We start from the raw sequence: 20629 nt of genomic DNA, 5'->3' as shown, positions 1-20629 counted from the left end.
GACACCGACACCGACGCCGACACCAACTGCGACTCCGACTCCAACACCGACACCAACACCGACACCAACACCGACACCAACTCCAACTCCAACTCCAACTCCAACTCCAACTCCAACTCCAACTCCGACACCAACGCCATCGCCATCGCCATCGCCATCGGCCGACGTCAACACCGTCCCGATCACCGTCGAACGATGGACGGGAAATTACGCCAACCAGCCCTACGTAACCGTCACCATCTGCATCCCTGGTGTGCAGGGCGCGAGCCAATGCGCAACGATCGACCACATGCTGGTCGACACCGGTTCGGCAGGCGTGCGTGTGCTGGCGAGCGCGTTGGGCCCGGCGCTCTCGGGTCGTTTGCCGGCGCAAACCGGCGCCACCGACGATCCCACCAGCGCAGCCCCGATTGCCCAATGCGCGCAGTTTGCATCCGGTTATGCGTGGGGGCCGATCAGGCGCGCCGACGTAACGATCGGCGCCAAGGCAGCAGGCAACCTGCCGATCCAGGTGATCGGCGACAGCGCGTATGCCACGCCCGCGGATTGCGCATCAGTGGGGCTCGGGAACATCGGCACGGTGACCGATCTCGGCGCCAATGGCGTGGTCGGCATCAGTTCCGCGGTACGCGACTTTCCGCTCGCGGCCCAATATGCCTTGTCGGCCACTTACTACTACTGTCCGTCCACGGGTTCGTGCAAAGGCACACGCGTGCCGCTCGACACGCAGGTCATGAATCCCGTCGCCAACTTCACTTCGGACAACAACGGCACGATCATCCGTCTGCCTGCCCTGCCTGCGGGCGGCCAGCCAAGCGCCACCGGCGAACTGGTGTTCGGCATTGGCACGCAACAGAACAACAGGCTGTCGTCGAATGCCAATATCATTGCGCTCGACGGCAACGGCTTCTTCACGACGGCGTACAAGGGCTCGCTGTTCGGAAGGGGGGTGATGGATAGCGGGTCGAACACGAACACTTTCCAGGATCGCTCGATCCCGTTCGACTCGTGGGGACGTTACACGCCGTCGACCGCACTCAGCCTGTCCGCCATACTCAAACCCAACAGCGGAGCGGCGGCGTCCGCAACCGTACCGTTCCAGGTAGCCAATACGGCGAACCTGATGAACGGCCAATACGCAGCGCATGACGATCTGGCCGTCTATACGTCGCTTTCCAGTTACTTTATCTGGGGCCTGCCGTTCTTCTTCGGCCGCGACGTCTACACCGCTTTGAACGGCGCCCAGGTCGGCGCGCAGACTGGCCCCTTCGTCGCGTTCTGAACTCGGCGATCTAATCGATAAGGCCGGCGCCCCGCAAATCGCCGGCCTTCTTTCATACCGCGGTCTCCGAAACGCCGCGCTACTAGTCCACCTCCCTCAACACCTCGGCCACCGTCCCACAGGATCTCCTCGATCTACACCTCCTCGACGATCAACGGCGGCGAGAACGCCAGGATATCGCCCGTATAGCGCGACGGCGCATGCACAAAGGCGCGGCGCAGATGCACCGTCGACGCCCGTTGGCGGATACGCACGCTTCGTTGCGGCGCGGCGCGCACCTGAACGAGGCGCATGGTTCGATCCTGCACCAATTTCGCGCCGCAATCCGCATGAACCGGCCAGGCGGTAGCCGCGATGCAGCATGCCATGCACGACCTTCGAGTCGAATTTACTGCATGGCATGTCACTTGCAGTACACAAGCGGCAAGTCATGCGGGATAAGCCCTGCTGGCTGAAATCGACGCCCATAAACAGTCACCATCAATGGCAAGGGGATATACATGAAACGTCGCAGTCTGTTGAAGTTCGGCTCCATGTCGGGCGCGCTGGCGCTTGCTGGTCAGGTTCCGTTCGCCCATGCGCAGTCGGGCAGCGGCCCGATCAAGGTAGGTATCCTGCATTCGCTGTCGGGCACGATGGCGATCTCGGAGACTTCCCTCAAAGACACCGCGTTGATGACCATTGCGGACATCAACAAGAACGGCGGCGTGATGGGCCGTCAACTGGAGCCGGTGGTGGTCGACCCGGCATCGAACTGGCCGCTCTTCGCCGAGAAAGCGCGTCAGCTGATCACGCAGGACAAGTGCGCCGTGGTGTTCGGCTGCTGGACCTCGGTGTCGCGCAAATCGGTGCTGCCGGTGTTCGAGGAACTGAACGGCCTGCTGTTCTACCCGGTGCAGTACGAAGGCGAAGAAATGTCGCGCAACGTGTTCTACACGGGCGCAGCGCCGAATCAGCAGGCGATTCCGGCGACCGAATACCTGATGAGCGCGGAAGGCGGCGGCGCCAAGCGCTTCTTCCTGCTGGGCACCGACTATGTGTACCCCCGCACGACCAACAAGATCCTGCGCGCGTTCCTCAAGTCGAAGGGCGTCCAGGAAGCCGACATTCAGGAGGTCTATACGCCGTTCGGCCATAGCGACTACCAGACCATCGTCGCGAACATCAAGACTTTCTCGCAAGGCGGCAAGACCGCGGTGATCTCCACGGTGAACGGCGACTCGAACGTGCCGTTCTATAAGGAACTCGGCAACCAGGGGCTGAAGGCGTCGGACGTGCCGGTGGTCGCCTTCTCGGTCGGCGAGGAAGAGTTGCGCGGTATCGATACGAAGCCGCTGGTCGGCAACCTCGCGGCGTGGAATTACTTCATGTCGCTGCGCAACCCGGCCAACGAAAAGTTCAAGAAGCAATGGGCCGCATGGGTCGCGCAGAACAACCTGCCGGGCGGCACCAAGCGCGTGACCAATGACCCGATGGAAGCGACCTTCGTCGGCATCCATATGTGGAAGCAGGCGGTCGAGAAGGCCAAGAGCACCGAAGTCGACAAGGTGCGCGTGGCGATGGTCGGCCAGACGTTCGCCGCGCCTTCGGGCTTCACGCTCGAAATGGACGGCAATCACCACCTGCACAAGCCGGTGATGATCGGCGAAGTGCGCGCCGACGGCCAGTTCAACGTGGTGTGGCGGACCAAGACCGCGATTCGCGCGCAGCCGTGGAGCCCGTTCATTGCCGGCAATTCGAGCAAGCCGGACGTGGTCAGCTCGATCCCGGCGTTCCTGAAGCGTTCGCGCGTCGCCTGACAGGAAGGCGTGCCGTGACGGCGACGTCGGCCGGCATGGCACGCCGATGCAATCCCGCGACAGGCGCGCCGACCGCGCCTGCGTTCGTGCCGTGATCCGCCGTCCCGACGGCACGACTTTCGCGCGCGGCAATTCGACGGCGCAGCTGCGGCGCTTGCCCACATGCCGCGCCGCTCCGCCGGTTTTTCTTCAAAGGCCACCATGGCGTTCTCATTTCTCAGGTCCACACGAACACTGGCGCAAAAACTGTCGCTGCGGCTCGCGCAGCGCGGCGTGACCGGTGTCGCGCTCGTGCTCCTCGCGGGCGCACCGCTGAGCGCTTTCGCGCTGACGCAAGCCGATGTGGCGCCGCTTGCCGGCGACGACTTCGACGCGAAATCCGCCGCCATCGACAAACTGATCGCCAATCACGACAAGGAGTCGATGGCGGTGCTCAAGGCGCTGTCCGACGACAGCGCGCTCGCCACCGATTCGGGCGCCGTGCTGCTGCAGGACGGCGACACCGCGAAGGACGCGGTCACCGGCAAGACCGTCGCCGCGGGCGATGCCCAGCCGGTCACGCTAAACAATCTGCTGCGCTCGAAAGTGGCCGGCGCGCTGTCGGGTCTGCAGCTCGATTCGCCGGACAAGGCGACACGTGAAGCCGCGATCACCGCGCTGCTGCAGAACCCGGATCCGTCGATCAAACCGCTCGTCGACGCAGCTCGCGCAAAGGAAACCGATCCCGCGCTGAAGAAGCGCCTCGACACTTTGTGGGCGATGACCGCGCTGCACGACGCCGACCCCGGCAGGCGCCTCGAAGCCGTGCAACTGGTCGCCGCGCGACACGACCTCGACATGAACGAGCTGCTGCGGCCGATCGTCGCGAAGAAGCCGGACGGCACCTTCGTGGAAGCCGACGACCGCGTGCGCGCCGCCGCGCAAAGCGGCATCGACGAACTCGACGCGATCCAGCGCCGCAGCCAGATCGCCGGCACGCTGTTCGCGGGCCTCTCGCTTGGCAGCGTGCTGCTGCTCGCCGCGCTGGGCCTTGCCATCACCTATGGGTTGATCGGCGTGATCAACATGGCGCACGGCGAATTCCTGATGATCGGCGCGTACGCCACCTATGTGGTGCAGAACCTCTTTCAGCGCTTCGCGCCCGGCGCGTTCGACTGGTATCCGCTGCTCGCCATTCCGGCCTCGTTCGTCGCCGCGGGGCTGGTGGGCATCGTGCTCGAACGGCTGGTGCTGAAGCATCTGTACGGCCGCCCGCTCGAAACGCTGCTGACCACCTTCGGCGTCAGCCTGATCCTGATTCAGGCGACGCGCATGCTGTTCGGCGCGCAGAACGTGCAGGTGGTCAACCCGGCGTGGATGAGCGGCGGCGTCACCGTGCTGCCCAATCTGATCCTGCCGTACAACCGGCTGGCGATTCTCGTGTTCTCGCTGATCGTGGTCGGCATCGCGTGGGCCGTGCTCACCAAGACGCGGCTCGGCCTGTTCGTGCGCGCCGTCACGCAGAACCGGCGCATGGCGGCCTGTGTCGGCGTGAAGACCGCACGGGTCGATTCGTATGCGTTCGCGTTCGGCGCGGGCATCGCCGGTCTGGGCGGCTGTGCGCTCTCGCAGATCGGCAACGTCGGACCGGACCTCGGCCAGAGCTACATCATCGATTCGTTCATGGCGGTGGTGCTAGGTGGCGTCGGCCAGTTGGCCGGCACGGTGATCGGCGGCTTCGGCCTCGGACTCATCAGCAAGGCGATCGAACCGTTCTGGGGCGCGGTGCTCGCGAAGATCGCCGTGCTCGTGCTGATCGTGTTGTTCATCCAGAAGCGTCCGCAGGGCATGTTCGCCCTCAAGGGCCGTAGCGCGGAGGCATGAGATGACATCTGCAACTTCATCGGCTCACGTCGGCGCAAGCGGCGGCGGCGCGCTCGCCGGACGCGAAGCGCAAGCGGGTTTCGCGCTCGGCCTGCCGCCGCGCCCCGCGCTGCTGTCACGGCGGGCGTGGCTCGCGCTGATCGCGTTGATCATCGTCTTCGGCCTCGGCGTGCCGTTCGCCACGCTGGTCGTGCCGGAGACCAGCGCGCTGCATCTGTCCGCGTACGCGATGACGATCACCGGCAAGTTCATGTGCTACGCGATCGCGGCGCTGGCGCTCGATCTGGTGTGGGGCTACTGCGGCATTCTGAGCCTGGGGCACGCGCTGTTCTTCGCGCTCGGCGGTTACGCGATCGGTATGTATCTGATGCGCTCGATCGGCCACGAAGGCAAATACGGCAGCGACCTGCCCGACTTCATGGTGTTTCTCGACTGGCATCAGTTGCCCTGGTACTGGCAAGGCACGCAGCATCTCGGCTACGCGCTGCTGCTGGTGGTGCTGGTGCCGGCGGTGGTCGCGTGGGTGTTCGGCTTCTTCACGTTCCGCTCGCGGGTGAAGGGCGTGTATCTGTCGATCATCACGCAGGCCATGACCTTCGCCGCGATGCTGCTGTTCTATCGCAACGAGACGGGCTTCGGCGGCAATAACGGCTTTACCGACTTCAAGCGCATCGGCGGCTTTCCGATCACGCATCCAGGCACGCGCACCGCGCTGCTGCTGATCACGTTCGCCGTGCTGATCCTCGCGTTCCTCGGCGCGCGCGCCATCGTCACCTCGAAGCTCGGCCGCGTGGTAACCGCGGTGCGCGACGGCGAAACGCGCCTGATGTTCCTCGGCTATAGCCCGCTCGCCTACAAGCTCTTCGTATGGACCGTGTCCGCCGTGTTGTGCGGCATTGCCGGCGCGCTGTACGTGCCGCAGGTCGGCATCATCAACCCGGGCGAGATGTCGCCGGGCAACTCGATCGAAATGGCGATCTGGGTTGCCGTGGGCGGACGCGGCACGCTGATCGGCCCGATCATCGGCGCCTTCGCCGTGAATGGCGCGAAGAGCTTCTTCACCGCGAACTTCCCTGAATACTGGCTGTTCTTTCTCGGTCTGATTTTCGTGCTGGTCCCGCTGTTCCTGCCGAACGGCATCATGGGGCTGATCGAACTCGTGACGCGCAAAAGGAACCGCTCATGAACGAAAACCCGATGGTTCCTGATCTGGCGTTACCGGAAGATCCCGCTGAAACCTCGTTGAGCGGTGTGGCGAGCATGGGCCGCGCGGTCGTGCCCGGCGAGATCGACGTGTCGCACGGCACGATCCTGTATCTCGAAGACGTGACCGTGAGCTTCGACGGTTTTCGTGCATTGAACGCGTTGACGCTGACGATCGACGCCGGCGAATTGCGCTGCATCATCGGTCCGAACGGCGCCGGCAAGACGACCATGATGGACGTCATCACCGGCAAGACCGAGCCGGATTCCGGCAAGGTGTTTCTCGGCCAGTCGATCGATCTGACGCGCATGAACGAGCCGTCCATCGCGCGTGCGGGCATTGGCCGCAAATTTCAGAAGCCCACGGTCTTCGAACAGCATCCCGTGTGGGAAAACCTCGAACTGGCGATGAAGGCCGACAAGGGTTGGTGGGCGTCGCTACGCGCGCGGCTCGACCGCGAGGCACAGGCGCGCATCGAAGAGACGCTGGCCTTGATCGGCCTCGAGAGCGAAGCGCGGCGTCTTGCCGGCGAACTGTCGCACGGCCAGAAGCAACGGCTCGAAATCGGCATGCTGCTGATGCAGCAACCGGCGCTGCTCCTGCTCGACGAGCCGGCCGCCGGCATGACCGACGACGAAACCATGCAGTTAGCCGAATTGCTCAATCATCTGCGCGGCACCTGCTCGATGATGGTCGTCGAGCACGATATGGAGTTCGTGGCGGCGCTATCAGGCTCGACCGGCAAGGTGACGGTGATGGCCGAGGGGCGTGTGCTCGCTCACGGCACGCTCGACGAAGTGAAGCGCGACGAGACGGTCATCGAGTCTTATCTGGGCCGGTGAAGCGGGTCTCTCAAACGGGACGGTGAAACAAAGGGTCAAACGGACATGCTAGAAGTAGAAAACCTGAACCAGTACTACGGCGGCAGCCACATCTTGCGCGATGTGAAGCTCACCGTGCCCGACGGCAAACTCACTGTCCTGCTCGGCCGCAACGGCGTGGGCAAAACCACGCTGCTGCGCTGCCTGATGGGCGTCGTGCAGACGAAAAGCGGCTCGATCGCCTGGCGCGGCGCGCCGATCACCAAACTGCCGACCTACTCGCGCGTGGAAAAAGGCCTCGCTTATGTGCCGCAAGGCCGCGATATCTTTCCGCGGCTGACCGTCGAGGAAAATCTGCTGGTGGGCGCCGCCAGCAAGAAGGCGCCCAAGAAGATCCCGGATCGTATCTACGAACTGTTCCCGGTGTTAAAGGATATGCGCAGCCGGCGCGGCGGCGATCTCTCCGGCGGGCAGCAGCAACAGCTCGCCATTGGCCGCGCGTTGATGAGCGATCCCCAACTGTTGATTCTCGACGAGCCCACCGAGGGCATTCAGCCTTCGATCATTCAGGATATCGGCCGCACGCTGCGTCAACTGGTCGAGGAAATGGGCATGACGGTGCTGCTCGTCGAGCAGTATTACGACTTCGCCAAAGAGATCGCGGATCGGTATTGGGTGATGAGCCGCGGCGAGATCATCGCGGGCGGAGAAGGCGCCAATATGGATGCCGATGGCGTGCGCACGCTGATCGCCGTGTGAGCGGCGTCACGCACCGCGCGTGCTATTCTCGACGCATCCTGTGGCAGCGCGGTTGAGCGCTGTCTGACGTGCGCAGGCACGCTTTGCTGTTCTCCGTCTGGTCGCATTTCATTCGCATGTCGCTTCACGAAAATCACGCTACCCTCGCTACCGCGCAAGCCGGCGCGCATTCGCAATGGCGCGCGCGCCTTGAACTCGGTTTTGTCAGGGATGGCGAGCGGACTACGCTCAAGCATCGGCTGCATGATGGGCCTTTGCGGGTTCAAAGGCCGCTCTATCCGGAAGGATATGGCGTTTGTCATGCGGTGATCGTGCATCCGCCTGGTGGGATCGCGGGCGGTGATGAGCTCGCGATTGATGTTGCGGTTGGCGACGCAGCGCATGCTGTCATTACCACGCCTGGGGCGACCAAGTGGTACAAGTCCAATGGGCGTGAAGCGCAACAGCGTATCGATGTGCGTGTCGGCGCGCGGGCGAAGCTCGATTGGCTGCCGCAGAATAATATCGTTTTCGATCACGCGAATGCGAAGCTGGATTTTTCGTTGACACTCCGTGAGGGTGCCACGGCTTTGGGATGGGATGCAACTCAACTCGGACGGCAGGCTGCCGGTGAGCGGTGGTCGCAAGGGAGCTTGCGTTCGCTGTCGCGGATCGTTGGCGCTAACGGCGAGTTGCTTTGGCTCGAGCGGGCCAGCCTCTCGGCGGATGACTCGCTGCGCGATGCGGCTCAGGGGCTCGCCGGATTTCCTGCTTATGGAACGCTTTGGGCGGTCGGCGCGGCTTGCGATGATGCGCTCGCTGAAGCTTTGACCGCTCAGTTGTCGTTTAGTGGCTCGCTTAGAGGTGCGGCTTCTTGTGTGACCTCAGGGGTGGTGATCGTGCGCGCTGTCTCGCGGTCTATGGAGACGCTGCAGCGGGCTTTGACTCAGTGCTGGCTTCAGTTGCGGCCGGTTGTGCATGGGGTTGGGGCTGTGCCTTTGCGGATTTGGGCGACTTGAATTTGGTGGTTTTTTTGGTTTTTGGCCTTTCCTTGATTTCTTCGTGGTCTATTAGCGTTGCCCCTGTGCGGGGCGGCACTCACTTTCTTTGCTTGCCGCAAAGAAAGTAAGCAAAGAAAGCGGCTTTGAACCGCCAGCTTATAAGCGGGTCTCCCGCGCAGCCACGGTAGTGGTCCATCTGGAATCTGTGTTCTCGCACATTCCCCGTCTGTGACACAGCAGTCATTCTTCCGGCGGCGCTGCGCGCGCCCTCACGGTATTCGTGGATGCTTTCCTGCGGAAAGTGACCGCCCTCCTTTCACCGTCGTAAGACGCGTCGCGCACCAATTTGGCGCGTCGCCCCGCATCAATTGCGTGCGCCCGTTATTCCGTCGGCCGCCAGCCTATGCTGCACCGCCATGGCACATACCTTGCGTCAAAATCCCCCACGATGCTGCCGCGCCCTGACGGCAGCCGACCGGCTCGTTGCCACCTCCGCTCACAGAACATGACACGATCGACTCTCCGCCCCGCGCGTCGCGCCTGGCTCGCCGCATTGTTGCTCTCGCCCGTCCTCGCCATCCAAGCGCCCGCCGCTCACGCGGACACACTCGATAACATTGCCAAGGCCGGCGTGCTGAAAGTCGCCGTGCCGGAAGACTATCCGCCGTTCGGTTCGGTCGGCGCGGACATGAAGCCGCAAGGCTACGATATCGACACGGCCGCCCTGCTCGCGAAGTCGATGAACGTGAAGCTCGAACTCGTGCCGGTCAATAGCGCCAACCGTATTCCGTATCTGCAAACAGGCAAGGTCGATCTGGTGATCTCGTCGCTCGGCAAGACGCCTGATCGCGAGAAGGTGATCGATTTTTCGACGGCCTATGCGCCGTACTACCAAGGCGTGTTCGGTCCGGCCGACATCAAGGTCAGCGGCCCCGCCGACCTGACCGGCAAGACGGTCGGCGCAACCCGCGGTGCGCTGGAAGAGATCGGTCTCACGCAAATGGCGCCGAACGCGACCATCAAGCGCTTCGAGGACAACAACGCAACGATCGCCGCGTTCCTCTCGGGCCAAGTGCAGTTGATCGCCGCGGGCAATATCGTCGCGGCCGCGATCCTCGCGAAGAATCCGCCGCGCCGCCCGGAACCGAAGTTCGTCATCAAGAATTCGCCGTGCTTCGTCGGCATGAACAAGAACGAGCCGCGCCTGCAGCAAAAAGTGAACGCGGCCATCGCACAGGCGAAGCAGGACGGCACGCTCAACACGATGTCGAAGAAGTGGTTCAGCGCGCCGCTGCCGACCGATCTGTAAGCGTGACGTTAGGCGAAATTGATACCGTGACCGGCTTATCCGGCATTGCATTCGTCATGGACGCATCCCGTGCCTCGCACCTGATCGCGGCCATGACGCGCAGCGCCTATCATTGTCGCAGCCGGTCCCGACGAGGACCGCCGCCACAACCGTTGCAACCCTACGCACACATTCGATGAAGCTGACACCTCGCGAGAAGGACAAGCTGCTGATCTTCACCGCCGCGCTGCTTGCCGAACGGCGCCGCGCACGCGGCCTCAAACTGAACTACCCGGAAGCGATCGCCTTCATCACCGCCGCGCTGATGGAAGCGGCGCGCGACGGCAAGACCGTCGCCGAAGTGATGCACTACGGCACCACGCTGCTCACCCGTGACGACGTCATGGAAGGCGTGCCCGAGATGATCCCCGACATCCAGGTCGAAGCCACGTTCCCCGACGGCACCAAGCTCGTCACCGTTCACCACCCGATTCCTTAAACACGCAAGGCTGCCCAGATGATTCCCGGCGAACTCCTCATCGACGACGGCGAACACGAGCTCAACGCGGGCCGCGCGACCGTCACGGTGGTCGTGTCGAATACCGGCGACCGTCCAGTGCAGATCGGCTCCCACTATCACTTTTACGAAGTGAACGAGGCACTCGCGTTCGATCGCGAGGCTGCGCGTGGCTTCCGGCTGAACATCGCGGCGGGCACCGCCGTGCGCTTCGAGCCCGGTCAGGAGCGCACCGTCGAACTGGTCGAACTGGCGGGCGATCGCGTCGTCTACGGCTTCAACGGCAAGGTGATGGGCAAGCTGTGATGCGCCACGCGCGCTCCTTCGCCCGAACCGCCCTGCTCATTTCCGGACCCACACCATGACATTACGCATTGGCCGCCGCGCATACGCGGAAATGTTCGGCCCCACCACCGGCGACCGCGTGCGCCTTGCCGACACCGATTTGCTGATCGAGGTCGAGCGCGACTTCACCACCTACGGCGAAGAAGTGAAATTCGGCGGCGGCAAAGTGATTCGCGACGGCATGGGCCAGTCGCAACGCGTGCATGCCGACGTGGTCGATACCGTCGTGACGAATGCGGTGATTCTCGATCACTGGGGCATCGTCAAGGCCGACATCGGCATCAAGAACGGCCGCATCGCCGCGATCGGCAAAGCGGGCAATCCCGACATCCAGCCGAACGTGACGATCGCGATCGGCGCCTCCACCGAAGTGATCGCGGGCGAAGGCCTGATCGTCACGGCGGGCGGCATCGATACGCACATTCACTTCATCAGCCCGCAGCAGATCGAAGAAGCGCTTGCGAGCGGCGTGACCACGATGCTCGGCGGCGGCACGGGTCCGGCCACGGGTACGAACGCGACTACCTGCACGCCGGGTCCGTGGCATCTCGAACGCATGCTGCAAGCGGCCGACGGTTATCCGATGAACCTCGGCTTTCTCGGCAAAGGCAACGTGAGCCAGCCGCAACCGGCGCTCGAACAGATCGCCGCGGGCGCGATCGGCCTGAAGCTGCATGAAGACTGGGGCACGACGCCTGCCGCGATCGACAACTGCCTCTCCGTTGCCGACGACACCGACACGCAGGTCGCGATTCACACGGACACGCTGAACGAAGCCGGTTTCGTTGAAGCGACCGTGGCCGCGTTCAAGGGGCGCACGATCCACACGTATCACACGGAAGGCGCGGGCGGCGGCCATGCGCCGGACATCATCAAGGTATGCGGCGAAGCGAACGTGCTGCCCTCCTCGACCAATCCGACGCGCCCGTACACCGTCAATACGCTTGAAGAGCATCTCGACATGCTGATGGTGTGCCACCACCTGGATCCGTCGATTGCGGAAGACATCGCTTTCGCGGAATCGCGCATTCGCCGCGAAACCATCGCCGCCGAAGACATCCTGCACGATCTCGGCGCGCTGTCCATGCTGTCGTCGGATTCGCAGGCCATGGGCCGGGTGGGCGAAGTGATCATCCGCACATGGCAGACCGCGCACAAGATGAAAGTGCAACGCGGCGCGCTGCCCGAAGACAACGCGCGGCACGACAACTTCCGCGCAAAGCGCTACGTCGCCAAGTACACGATCAACCCGGCGATCACGCACGGCATCGCGCATGAAGTCGGCTCGATCGAGCCGGGCAAGTGGGCCGACCTGGTGTTCTGGGAGCCGGCGTTCTTCGGCATCAAGCCGTCGCTGATTCTCAAGGGCGGCATGATCGCGATGGCGCAGATGGGCGACCCGAACGCGTCGATCCCCACACCGCAGCCGGTGCACTATCGCGAGATGTTCGCGACGCGCGGCGGCGCATTGGGCCGCACGTCGCTCACCTTCGTCTCGCAGATGGCCGCGGAAGCCGGCGTCGCCGAACGCTATGGTCTGAACAAGCGTATCGTTGCGGTCAAGAACTGCCGCAACATTTCGAAGGCAGACATGATCCACAACGCGTGGCGTCCGGCGATCAGCGTCGATCCGGAAACCTATCAGGTGATCGCCGACGGTCAGTTGCTGACCTGCGAACCGGCCACCGTGCTGCCGATGGCGCAACGCTACTTCCTGTTCTGACCATGCGTACCATCGACAAACTGATTGCGCCGCATCTGAAGCTCGCGCCCGTGCTGGTGAAGCGCGCGCCGACCTTGACGCTGGCGTTCGACGACCGGCGCAAGAGCCGGCTCGCGGCCACGCTCGACAGCGGCGAAGAAGTCGCGCTGGTGTTGCCGCGCGGCACCGTGCTGCGCGACGGCGACGTGCTGATCGCCGGCGACGGCGGCCTCGTGCGCGTCGTCGCGGCACCTGAAACGGTCCTCTACGTGCGCGCGAAAGATGCGCTGACTCTGACTCGCGCCGCTTATCACCTCGGCAATCGGCATACGCCGGTGGAAGTCGGCACCGATTATCTGAAGCTCGAATACGATCCGGTGCTGGCCGATATGCTCAAGCGCATCGGCGCAACGGTCGATCAGGTTTCGATGCCATTCCAGCCGGAATCCGGCGCGTATGGCGGCGGCCATAAACATGGTCACGACGAAACCTTCGCCGAAGACTACGCGCTCGCGCAGCAGGTGTTCGGTGAGCATCATGGGCATGAGCATTCGCATGACCATGAGCATGGGCATAGTCACGCGGCGCATGAGCATTCGCATGCGCACGATCACGGCCATGACCATGCGCACGATCATGCGCATGATCACGGCGATCACGTTCACGACGAATCGTGCAGCCACGGACATCACCATCATCATGCGCATCGCTGAACTGACGGCGCTGCTGCATCTGGCGTCGCCGGCGTTGCCGATCGGCGCATTCAGCTACTCGCAGGGTCTCGAAGCCGCCATCGAAGCGCAGTTGATCACCGATGCGGATTCCGCCCGCGCGTGGATCGCCAGCGGCTTGACCGACGTGCTCGCGCACGGCGAACTGCCGTTCCTCGCGCACCAGATGGAGCGCTGGCGCGCGCATGACGCCGAAGGCTTGCGCGTTGCCAACAGCGAATTCCTCGCAAGCCGTGACTCCACGGAATTGCGCCGCGAAACGGAACAGATGGGCTGGTCGTTGCGGCAGTTGTGCGCGTCGCTCGAATGGGGCGACGCTGACCGGCGCGCGACGCTCGCCTCGATGACACCGCTCGCCCAACCTACTGCGTTCGCTTTCGCCGCTTACGCGCACGACGCAGCCGTCGACGCCGCCCTCGCCGCCTACGCCTTCAGCTGGGTCGAAAACCAGGCGGCCGCCGCGTTGAAAGCCGTGCCGCTGGGACAGCTCGCCGGTCAACGCATCATCGTCGCGCTGCGCGAGCCAATCGACGCCGCCGTGACGCGCGCTCTCGCCACATCGCCCGAGAACATCAACACCTTCGCGCCGCAGCTCGGCATTCTGTCGGCGCGCCACGAGTCGCAGTATTCGCGACTCTTTCGCTCATAACACGATCCATCATGAACGCACCTCATCATTCCGCCCACTCGACCGTTCGCACGAAAAAGCTGCCGCCGCTGCGCGTGGGCGTCGGCGGTCCGGTCGGCTCGGGCAAGACCACGCTGCTCGAAATGCTCTGCAAGGCGATGCGCGAACAGTACGACCTCGTCGCCATCACCAACGACATCTATACGAAAGAAGACCAGCGTCTGCTGACCGTGGCCGGCGCGTTGCCCGCTGAGCGGATCATGGGCGTCGAAACCGGCGGCTGTCCGCATACGGCGATTCGCGAAGACGCTTCGATCAATCTCGAAGCTGTCGACCGTATGCTGACGCGCTTTCCGGATGCGGATATCGTGTTTATCGAATCGGGCGGCGACAACCTCGCGGCGACGTTCAGTCCGGAACTGTCGGACCTGACGATCTATGTGATCGACGTGGCGGGCGGCGAGAAGATTCCGCGCAAAGGCGGCCCCGGCATTACCAAGTCCGATCTGCTCGTGATCAACAAGACGGACCTCGCGCCGATGGTCGGCGCGAATCTCGAAGTAATGGCCTCGGACGCGAAGAAGATGCGCGGCGAGCGGCCCTTCGTGATGACCAATCTGAAGGCGCTCGACGGGTTGGATGAGGTGGTGAAGTTTATCGAGAAGAAGGGGTTGTTGAAGGTGTGAAGCTTCACTCGCCCGGATGGCATTCAAGCAGGAATGCCATCATTTCGGAGCCGTCCTTCGATAGATAAAAACGCACCATCTTTTCGTTGAAGTCGGCCGCGCGTTGCGCGGGGACACTGATCGCGTCGATACCGTTCGCCATCAGCACGCCGTTCATCATGAAGCGTGAGGTGCGTTTGTTGCCGTCGAAGAAGAACTGCTGCAACGCGCCGAAGAGGAAAAAAGCGCAACCGCGCTCGAAGGCGTTGGAGACTTGATCAGTCAGTGCACGCGTGCCCGCGGAAAAAACGCGGTTCAGTTCCGGCGCGCCCGGCAAAGTCGGCAATGGAGTATGGCGTCCTGCCTCGCCCAATGCGACGTCGGGCGTGTATCGCGTTTCCTCCCCCTCCCCGCGGAAGACGCCCCACTCGAGAGCCTCGTTACGCGCGACAAGGCGATGCAAGTCGCAGAACGTGGTCTTGTCGAGTGCAAACCGCCCGTTCTGCACGATCGCGAGCAGGTGCTTTGAACTCTCCGCGAGGTTCAGAACCTGCTCCTGATCAGAAATCTTCCGGCCACCGACAGTAATGCCGTCAAGCAGCGTCTTGACCTCTGGAAACGTAAAAGGATTGCCTTCGAGCACACTCGCATCCCACACGAATTCCGGCAGCATTCGATGAAAACGGAAGCAGACCCGTTTGATCGAATGAGTCGGAATGTCTTGCGGAATCGCGGTGCGGTCCCATTGAAAACCGAGGTCGGTGAAAAGCGTCATTGCAGGCGGTGATAAAGCGTTTGAGTCACAGGGCTGGAAACAGACCGGCCCGACCTTCGGAGAATATATTATTTATCGACGCTCGAAGCGATAAACCCAGCGCCGCGTTTCACGGTCGGCCTTCCTCACTCCACTTCCGGCAACAACGCCATCAACACATCCACGGTTCGCGCGGTCGCGCCGCGATGGCGCGCGGCGAACGCCGAGGCCGCGCCGCCCATGGCCAGCCTTCTGGCCTTATCGCCGAACAACTCACGCAATGCCCGCGCCAGATCGGCCGGGTCCTGCACCTGTACGGCCGCGCCCGCCGCCACGGCATCGGCGGTGGCCTGCGTGAAGTTGAACACGTGCGGCCCAATCAGCACCGGCACGCCGACCGCGCACGCCTCGATCAGATTCTGCCCGCCCAACGGCAACAAACTGCCGCCGATGAACGCCAGATCCGAAGCGGCATAGTAAGCGCCCAATTCGCCCATCGAATCGCCGAGCAGCACGTTGACGCCCGCGGGCAAAGCCGCCACCCCGCCGCTCGCATGTGCCGCCGACGCCACCTTCGCATCCGGCGCCCACGCCGAACGCCGTTCGAGCCGCAGCCCGGCCTTCTCGACCAGCCCCGCGACTTCGTTGAAACGTTGCGGATGACGCGGTACCAGAATCAGCAGCGCCTCTTTCATGCCGAGCGCCGCGAACGCTTGCAGCACCAGTTCCTCTTCACCCTCGCGCGTGCTGGCCGCGACCCACACCGGACGCGCGCCAATCGCCGCACGCCACGCATGCCCGCGCGCCGCCAACTCCGGCGGCGTGGTCATGTCGAATTTCAGATTGCCGAGCACCGCTGCATTGCGCGCGCCGAGCGCGGTCAGCCGCTCGGCATCCGACGGACTTTGCGCCAGCACGCGTGCAAAGCCGCCGAACACGTCTTTGGTCGCATTGCCGAACTTGGCCGCGCGCTTGTACGAGCGCGCCGACATCCGCGCATTGGTCAGCACCAATGGCACGTCCGCGCGACGGCATTCGTCGATCAGCGTGGGCCACACTTCGGTTTCCATTACCAGACCGAGCGACGGCCGCCACGTCCGCAAAAACCGCCGCACCGCGTGCGGCATGTCGTACGGCAGATAGCCGCGCAAAACACGGTCGCCGAAAATCTGCTCGCCGGTGGCGCGCCCGCTCGGCGTCATATGGGTCAACAGAATGCGGGCGTCGGGACGCGCCTTCATCAGCGCGTCGATCAGCGGTTGCGCGGCGCGCGTCTCGCCCACCGACACCGCGTGCACCCAGATCAACGGCGCGTTGTCCTCAGGCAGCCGGCCGCGCGAATAGCCGAAACGCTCGCCGATATGCTCGCGATAGCCACGTTCCTTGCGCGAGCGGATCAACAGACGCAACACGGCCAGCGGCGCGATGATCCACCAGAGTGCTTGATAGATCGCCCTCAGCATTGGCGCTCCGCCAGTCTGAAAGCGCGAGCCGGCGCGCTGAGCGAAACCGGCGATCGGAAAACCCGCAACTGGACCGCGGCGCTCAAACCAGCGCCCTGCCCTTGAGGCGTTCGAGAATCCCGAGCGGCGCGCATTCGGGCTGCGCCATTGCCTTGACCGGCAGGAAGAAGGTCTGCTCCAGCATGAACTGGCCGGACATCACCGCGTGTGAAGTCTGATCCGAGAAACACACCCACACGCTGCCGGGCGGAAACGGCATGGTCTCCTGCGGGCTCGACTTCTGATACTCGAGATCGGCTTTCATGCCGTCGTGCAGGTTCAGCATCAGATGGTCGTACTCGCTGCGCGGCGACTTGGTCACGTGCAGCAGGTTCAGCAGCCATGCCGAGCCCGGCATTTGCGGTTTGATGCGCGGCAGGAAGCGTTTGGCCATGTCCTCGAACGGTTCGCCGACTCGCCACACGCGCGGCGCGCCATGCGGATTGACGTTGGTGAACACGCGCAAAATGCGCTCGCCATAGTTCGGCCGCGACGGGAAGGCGTCCACATGCAGACGGCTGTCGTCTTTGCGCCATGAGGTCTCGCGCGTTTCCACCTGATGCAGCCGCAGGCTGGTCGGCGCCACCCGCAGTCTGCCGTTGTATTCGGGAAAGAGCCCGTCGACCAGCGTGCGCGCGTTGGCCTGATAACGCGCGATCAACGCGCGGACCGCCGATTGCGTAACGGCGTCGCCGGCCACGCCGTGCAACGCGCCGCCATTCGGTTCGAGGCTGATGTTCTTGCGGTTCGGGTCGGCGAGCGCGGGGTCGAGCAGCGCCTGCTCGCCGCCTTCGATCGCGAAGCGCAGATTCGGGAAATACAGCACTTTGCCGCGTTCGACGCCGGCGAGCAGCGTCTCGCGCGGCACGGACAGATTGCGTCCGTGCCAGTCGGCGTTCGCTACTTCGATGATCTGGGTTTCGTTCATGGTCGCCCTTGAAAACGGTTGGAGCGCAAGGCGAAGCGCCCCGGACGTGTTACAGCAGGCCGAAGCCCGCGAGTGCCGACTTCACCTGTTGCAGCGTGGGCGGCTGTCCGGCCGTGCCGAGATTGACGACGTTCGGCGACCAGTAGCCGCCGGTGCGCCACGCGGTGGCGAAATTGTACAACTCGATGGTCGGGCGCTTCAGCGCCGCGGCGATGTGAACGAGACCTGTGTCAACTCCGACCGTCGCCGCCGCACCTTCGATCAGGCCGACCACGGCCGGCAACGAGAGCTTCGGCGGCACGATGGCCGCGGCACCGAATTCTTTGGCGAGGCGCTCGCTGGTGGCGCGCTCCTCCTCACTGCCCCACGGCAGCACGATCGACGCGCCGCGCCGCACCAGCGACTGCCCCAGTTCGATCCATGCGGTATCCGGCCATTGCTTGTCGGCGCGCGAGGTGGCGTGCACGAACACGACGTACGGCACCGGCAGGTTCAGGTTCGCTTCAGACAACGCCAGCGCTGCCCGGCCGGTGTCGAGACCGAAGTCGATGTCGTCGGTGGATTGCGGCGCCGGGTCGTTCAGCGCCGCGGCCACCAGTTGGCGCGTGCGTTCCACCACATGCGTACGCGGCTCGATCGGCACGCGCTTGTCGTAGAAGAAGCGCACCGGCCATTCGAAGCCCGCGCCCTCGGTACGGTTCGCGAGGCCGACCAGCGGCCCGCGCGCCATGCTCGCGACCCACGCGGTCTTGATCAGCCCCTGGCAATCGATCACGAGATCGTAATTTTCGGCGGCGAGCGCACGGCGGAAGGCGCCGATCTCGCGCCAGTTGTCGAGCGACAGAATGCGTTTGCGCCAGCGCCGCAGCGACACCGGAATGGCCCGCCGCACGCCGCTCACGAGCTGCACGAGCCCCACGAAGCTTTCTTCGACGAGCCAGTCGATCTGAGCCTCGGGATGGCGGCGTCGGATGTCGGCGATCACCGGCATGTTGTGAACGACGTCGCCCAGTGACGACACCCTCACGATCAATATCTTTTGCACGCTCAAGAGTGGGAAAACCGGCTATCCGGCCCGAAGATGCGTTGAGAGAGCCCTCGAACCCGTCGCTGTGCGCCGGGCCCTCGAAGGAGGTGAGAAACTCGGCGTTTTCTCACGAGGACGGCAATTCTAGCGCGTTACATGTAAATCGCATGAAAAAACGCGGCGCGGTAAAAGAAACCCGCGCCGCGTTCGACGACAGCGCCGGCTCACTTCGAACCGCGCCGCCGCTTCAGCGTTTAGAACGGCAGCTTCGCGTCGGGCTTCTCCGCGAGGATCACGCGGCGGAAGTCTTCCTGAATGCGCTTGAGCGCCGCGTCGTTATCAGCTTCGAAACGCATCACCACGACCGGCGTGGTGTTCGACGAACGCGCGAGACCGAAGCCGTCCGGATACTCGACACGCAGGCCGTCGATCTTCACGACGTCGTCCGCGCCGGTGAATTTCGCGCTCTGCTGCAGGCGCGCGATCAGTTCGAAGTTTTCGCCTTCTTCGAGCTTCAGTTGCAGTTCCGGCGTGGAGTTCGAGTTCGGCAGCGAGTTCAGCAGCTTGCTCGGATCTTCCACACGCGTGAGGATTTCGAGCAGGCGCGCGCCCGTGTACAGGCCGTCGTCGAAACCGTACCAGCGGTCCTTGAAGAACACGTGGCCGCTCATTTCGCCGGCGAGCGGTGCGCCGGTTTCGCGCAGCTTCGCCTTGACGAGCGAGTGGCCGGTCTTCCACATGAGCGGCTCGCCGCCCTTGTCCTTCACCCACTTGGCGAGGTTGCGCGTGCACTTCACGTCGTAAATGATCTGCGCGCCCTTGTTGCGCGACAGCACTTCTTCCGCGAACAGCATGAGCTGACGGTCCGGATAGATGATCTGGCCGTCTTTGGTGACCACGCCCAGGCGGTCGCCGTCGCCGTCGAACGCGAAGCCGATTTCGGCGTCCGTTTCCTTCAGCGCGCGAATCACGTCCTGCAGGTTTTCCGGGTGAGCCGGGTCCGGGTGATGGTTCGGGAAGTTGCCGTCGATCTCGGTGAACAGTTCGACCAGTTCGCAGCCGAGCTTCTTGAACAGCTTGGGCGCGAGGCCGCCGGCGACGCCGTTGCCCGTGTCGACCACGATCTTGATGGGACGCGCGAGCTTGATGTCGCTCGCGATGCGATCGAGATAGGCGTCGGCGATGTCGTACTCGGTGTACGTGCCGCTGCCTTCAGAGAAGTTCTCGTCGACGATGCGCTGATGCAGCGCGAGAATCTGCTCGCCGTAAATGGCCGCGCCGCGCAGGACCATCTTGAAGCCGTTGTAGTCCGGCGGATTATGACTACCCGTCACGACGATGCACGAATCGACGCGGCGCTCGCCGCCATCGAGCTGCAACGGCACGCTGGCTGCGAAATAACCGACCGGCGTGGGCACCATGCCCACGTTGACCACGTCGACACCGGCCGCACGCAGACCGTCCGACAGGGCCTGGATCAGTTCGGGTCCCGACAGGCGGCCGTCGCGCGCGACCACCACGGCGTCGCCGCCTTGCGCCCGCACTTCGCTGCCGAACGCGCGGCCGATCGAACGCGCTGCGTCGGCGTCGAGCGTCTTGCCGATTACACCGCGAATGTCATATGCCTTGAAAATAGATTTGGAGATCATGTTGGCTCACTTGCGTGCAATGGAAAATTTTGACCGGCGCACCGATGACAAATCGGTAAAACACAGCGATGCGCCCTTGCCGGAAGCGATCCGGTTCCAACTTATAATTGCGCTTTTCGGACCAGCCTTAAAACACCATTCTAATGCTTAGACGCCCTCCAATTGTAAAGTTGCCGCGACAGTCG

Annotated in this window: 20 protein-coding genes; 14 read left to right on the top strand and 6 right to left on the bottom strand. The window is 63.6% G+C overall.

The annotated features are described in order from the left end of the window. Positions 1-1282 (top strand): DUF3443 domain-containing protein (locus P0D70_RS25450; RefSeq protein ID WP_408186494.1); only part of this gene is annotated, 1282 nt, incomplete at its 5' end. Positions 1283-1416: 134 nt separating this feature from the next. Here the strand turns inward: P0D70_RS25450 and P0D70_RS25445 are convergent. Beyond that, positions 1417-1575: a hypothetical protein gene (locus P0D70_RS25445; RefSeq protein ID WP_408186493.1), complete on the bottom strand. Its 159-nt coding sequence runs from the start codon at positions 1573-1575 to the stop codon at positions 1417-1419. Positions 1576-1782: 207 nt separating this feature from the next. Here P0D70_RS25445 and urtA point away from each other — a divergent pair, with 207 nt between their 5' ends. The 13 genes from urtA to ureG all read left to right on the top strand — a co-directional run bounded on the left by urtA (position 1783) and on the right by ureG (position 14605). Then, entirely contained in the window at positions 1783-3081 is a 1299-nt protein-coding gene (gene urtA / locus P0D70_RS25440) for an urea ABC transporter substrate-binding protein (protein ID WP_091796478.1), read from the top strand. A 201-nt stretch (positions 3082-3282) separates the two neighbouring features. Next, on the top strand, positions 3283-4944 hold the full coding sequence (urtB, locus tag P0D70_RS25435) for an urea ABC transporter permease subunit UrtB (protein ID WP_408186492.1): 1662 nt from the start codon (positions 3283-3285) through the stop codon (positions 4942-4944). A 1-nt stretch (position 4945) separates the two neighbouring features. Next, the gene (urtC, locus tag P0D70_RS25430; protein ID WP_408186491.1) at positions 4946-6130 is read left to right on the top strand and encodes an urea ABC transporter permease subunit UrtC; all 1185 of its coding nucleotides are present in this window, start codon (positions 4946-4948) and stop codon (positions 6128-6130) included. After that, on the top strand, positions 6127-6990 hold the full coding sequence (gene urtD, locus P0D70_RS25425; RefSeq protein ID WP_091796480.1) for an urea ABC transporter ATP-binding protein UrtD: 864 nt from the start codon (positions 6127-6129) through the stop codon (positions 6988-6990). Before urtC ends, urtD begins: the two co-directional genes overlap by 4 nt. 45 nt (positions 6991-7035) lie before the next feature. After that, positions 7036-7728 carry an urea ABC transporter ATP-binding subunit UrtE gene (urtE, locus tag P0D70_RS25420; RefSeq protein ID WP_408186490.1) on the top strand — a complete coding sequence of 231 codons (693 nt, stop codon included), beginning with the start codon at positions 7036-7038 and terminating at the stop codon, positions 7726-7728. 116 nt (positions 7729-7844) lie between these two features. Then, a complete protein-coding gene (locus P0D70_RS25415; protein ID WP_408186489.1) occupies positions 7845-8726 on the top strand; it encodes an urease accessory protein UreD in 882 nt (293 codons plus the stop codon). 487 nt (positions 8727-9213) lie between these two features. Continuing rightward, the gene (locus P0D70_RS25410; protein ID WP_408186488.1) at positions 9214-10017 is read left to right on the top strand and encodes a transporter substrate-binding domain-containing protein; all 804 of its coding nucleotides are present in this window, start codon (positions 9214-9216) and stop codon (positions 10015-10017) included. A gap of 175 nt (positions 10018-10192) precedes the next feature. Then, positions 10193-10495, top strand: coding sequence for an urease subunit gamma (gene ureA, locus P0D70_RS25405; protein WP_011487082.1), 303 nt, complete (start codon positions 10193-10195; stop codon positions 10493-10495). 18 nt (positions 10496-10513) lie between these two features. Beyond that, on the top strand, positions 10514-10819 hold the full coding sequence (locus tag P0D70_RS25400) for an urease subunit beta (RefSeq protein WP_091796485.1): 306 nt from the start codon (positions 10514-10516) through the stop codon (positions 10817-10819). A gap of 55 nt (positions 10820-10874) precedes the next feature. Next, entirely contained in the window at positions 10875-12581 is a 1707-nt protein-coding gene (gene ureC, locus P0D70_RS25395; RefSeq protein ID WP_408186487.1) for an urease subunit alpha, read from the top strand. 2 nt (positions 12582-12583) lie between these two features. Then, entirely contained in the window at positions 12584-13273 is a 690-nt protein-coding gene (gene ureE, locus P0D70_RS25390) for an urease accessory protein UreE (protein ID WP_408186486.1), read from the top strand. Then, positions 13260-13940, top strand: a complete 681-nt coding sequence (locus P0D70_RS25385; protein WP_408186496.1) for an urease accessory protein UreF — start codon at positions 13260-13262, stop codon at positions 13938-13940. The genes ureE and P0D70_RS25385 overlap by 14 nt, the downstream gene beginning before the upstream one ends. 11 nt (positions 13941-13951) lie before the next feature. Next, positions 13952-14605 (top strand): urease accessory protein UreG, encoded by a 654-nt coding sequence (gene ureG, locus P0D70_RS25380; RefSeq protein ID WP_091796489.1) that lies wholly within the window; start codon positions 13952-13954, stop codon positions 14603-14605. A gap of 4 nt (positions 14606-14609) precedes the next feature. Here ureG and P0D70_RS25375 read toward each other — a convergent pair whose 3' ends face one another. The 5 genes from P0D70_RS25375 to P0D70_RS25355 all read right to left on the bottom strand — a co-directional run bounded on the left by P0D70_RS25375 (position 14610) and on the right by P0D70_RS25355 (position 20444). Further along, on the bottom strand, positions 14610-15359 hold the full coding sequence (locus P0D70_RS25375; RefSeq protein ID WP_408186485.1) for a Fic family protein: 750 nt from the start codon (positions 15357-15359) through the stop codon (positions 14610-14612). Between the two features lie 125 nt (positions 15360-15484). After that, a complete protein-coding gene (waaA, locus tag P0D70_RS25370) occupies positions 15485-16801 on the bottom strand; it encodes a lipid IV(A) 3-deoxy-D-manno-octulosonic acid transferase (RefSeq protein ID WP_408186484.1) in 1317 nt (438 codons plus the stop codon). A gap of 82 nt (positions 16802-16883) precedes the next feature. Then, positions 16884-17768, bottom strand: a complete 885-nt coding sequence (gene kdoO / locus P0D70_RS25365) for a Kdo hydroxylase KdoO (protein WP_091796492.1) — start codon at positions 17766-17768, stop codon at positions 16884-16886. A gap of 49 nt (positions 17769-17817) precedes the next feature. Next, the gene (waaC, locus tag P0D70_RS25360) at positions 17818-18819 is read right to left on the bottom strand and encodes a lipopolysaccharide heptosyltransferase I (protein ID WP_408186483.1); all 1002 of its coding nucleotides are present in this window, start codon (positions 18817-18819) and stop codon (positions 17818-17820) included. Positions 18820-19049: 230 nt separating this feature from the next. Further along, the gene (locus tag P0D70_RS25355; RefSeq protein WP_408186482.1) at positions 19050-20444 is read right to left on the bottom strand and encodes a phosphomannomutase/phosphoglucomutase; all 1395 of its coding nucleotides are present in this window, start codon (positions 20442-20444) and stop codon (positions 19050-19052) included. Positions 20445-20629: the final 185 nt, after the last annotated feature.

It is taken from the genome of Paraburkholderia sp. RL17-381-BIF-C, assembly GCF_046026435.1.
Classification (GTDB): Bacteria; Pseudomonadota; Gammaproteobacteria; order Burkholderiales; family Burkholderiaceae; genus Paraburkholderia.
The sequence above is the reverse complement of the archived record's forward strand: the minus strand, read 5'-3'. Positions and strand labels throughout refer to the sequence as shown.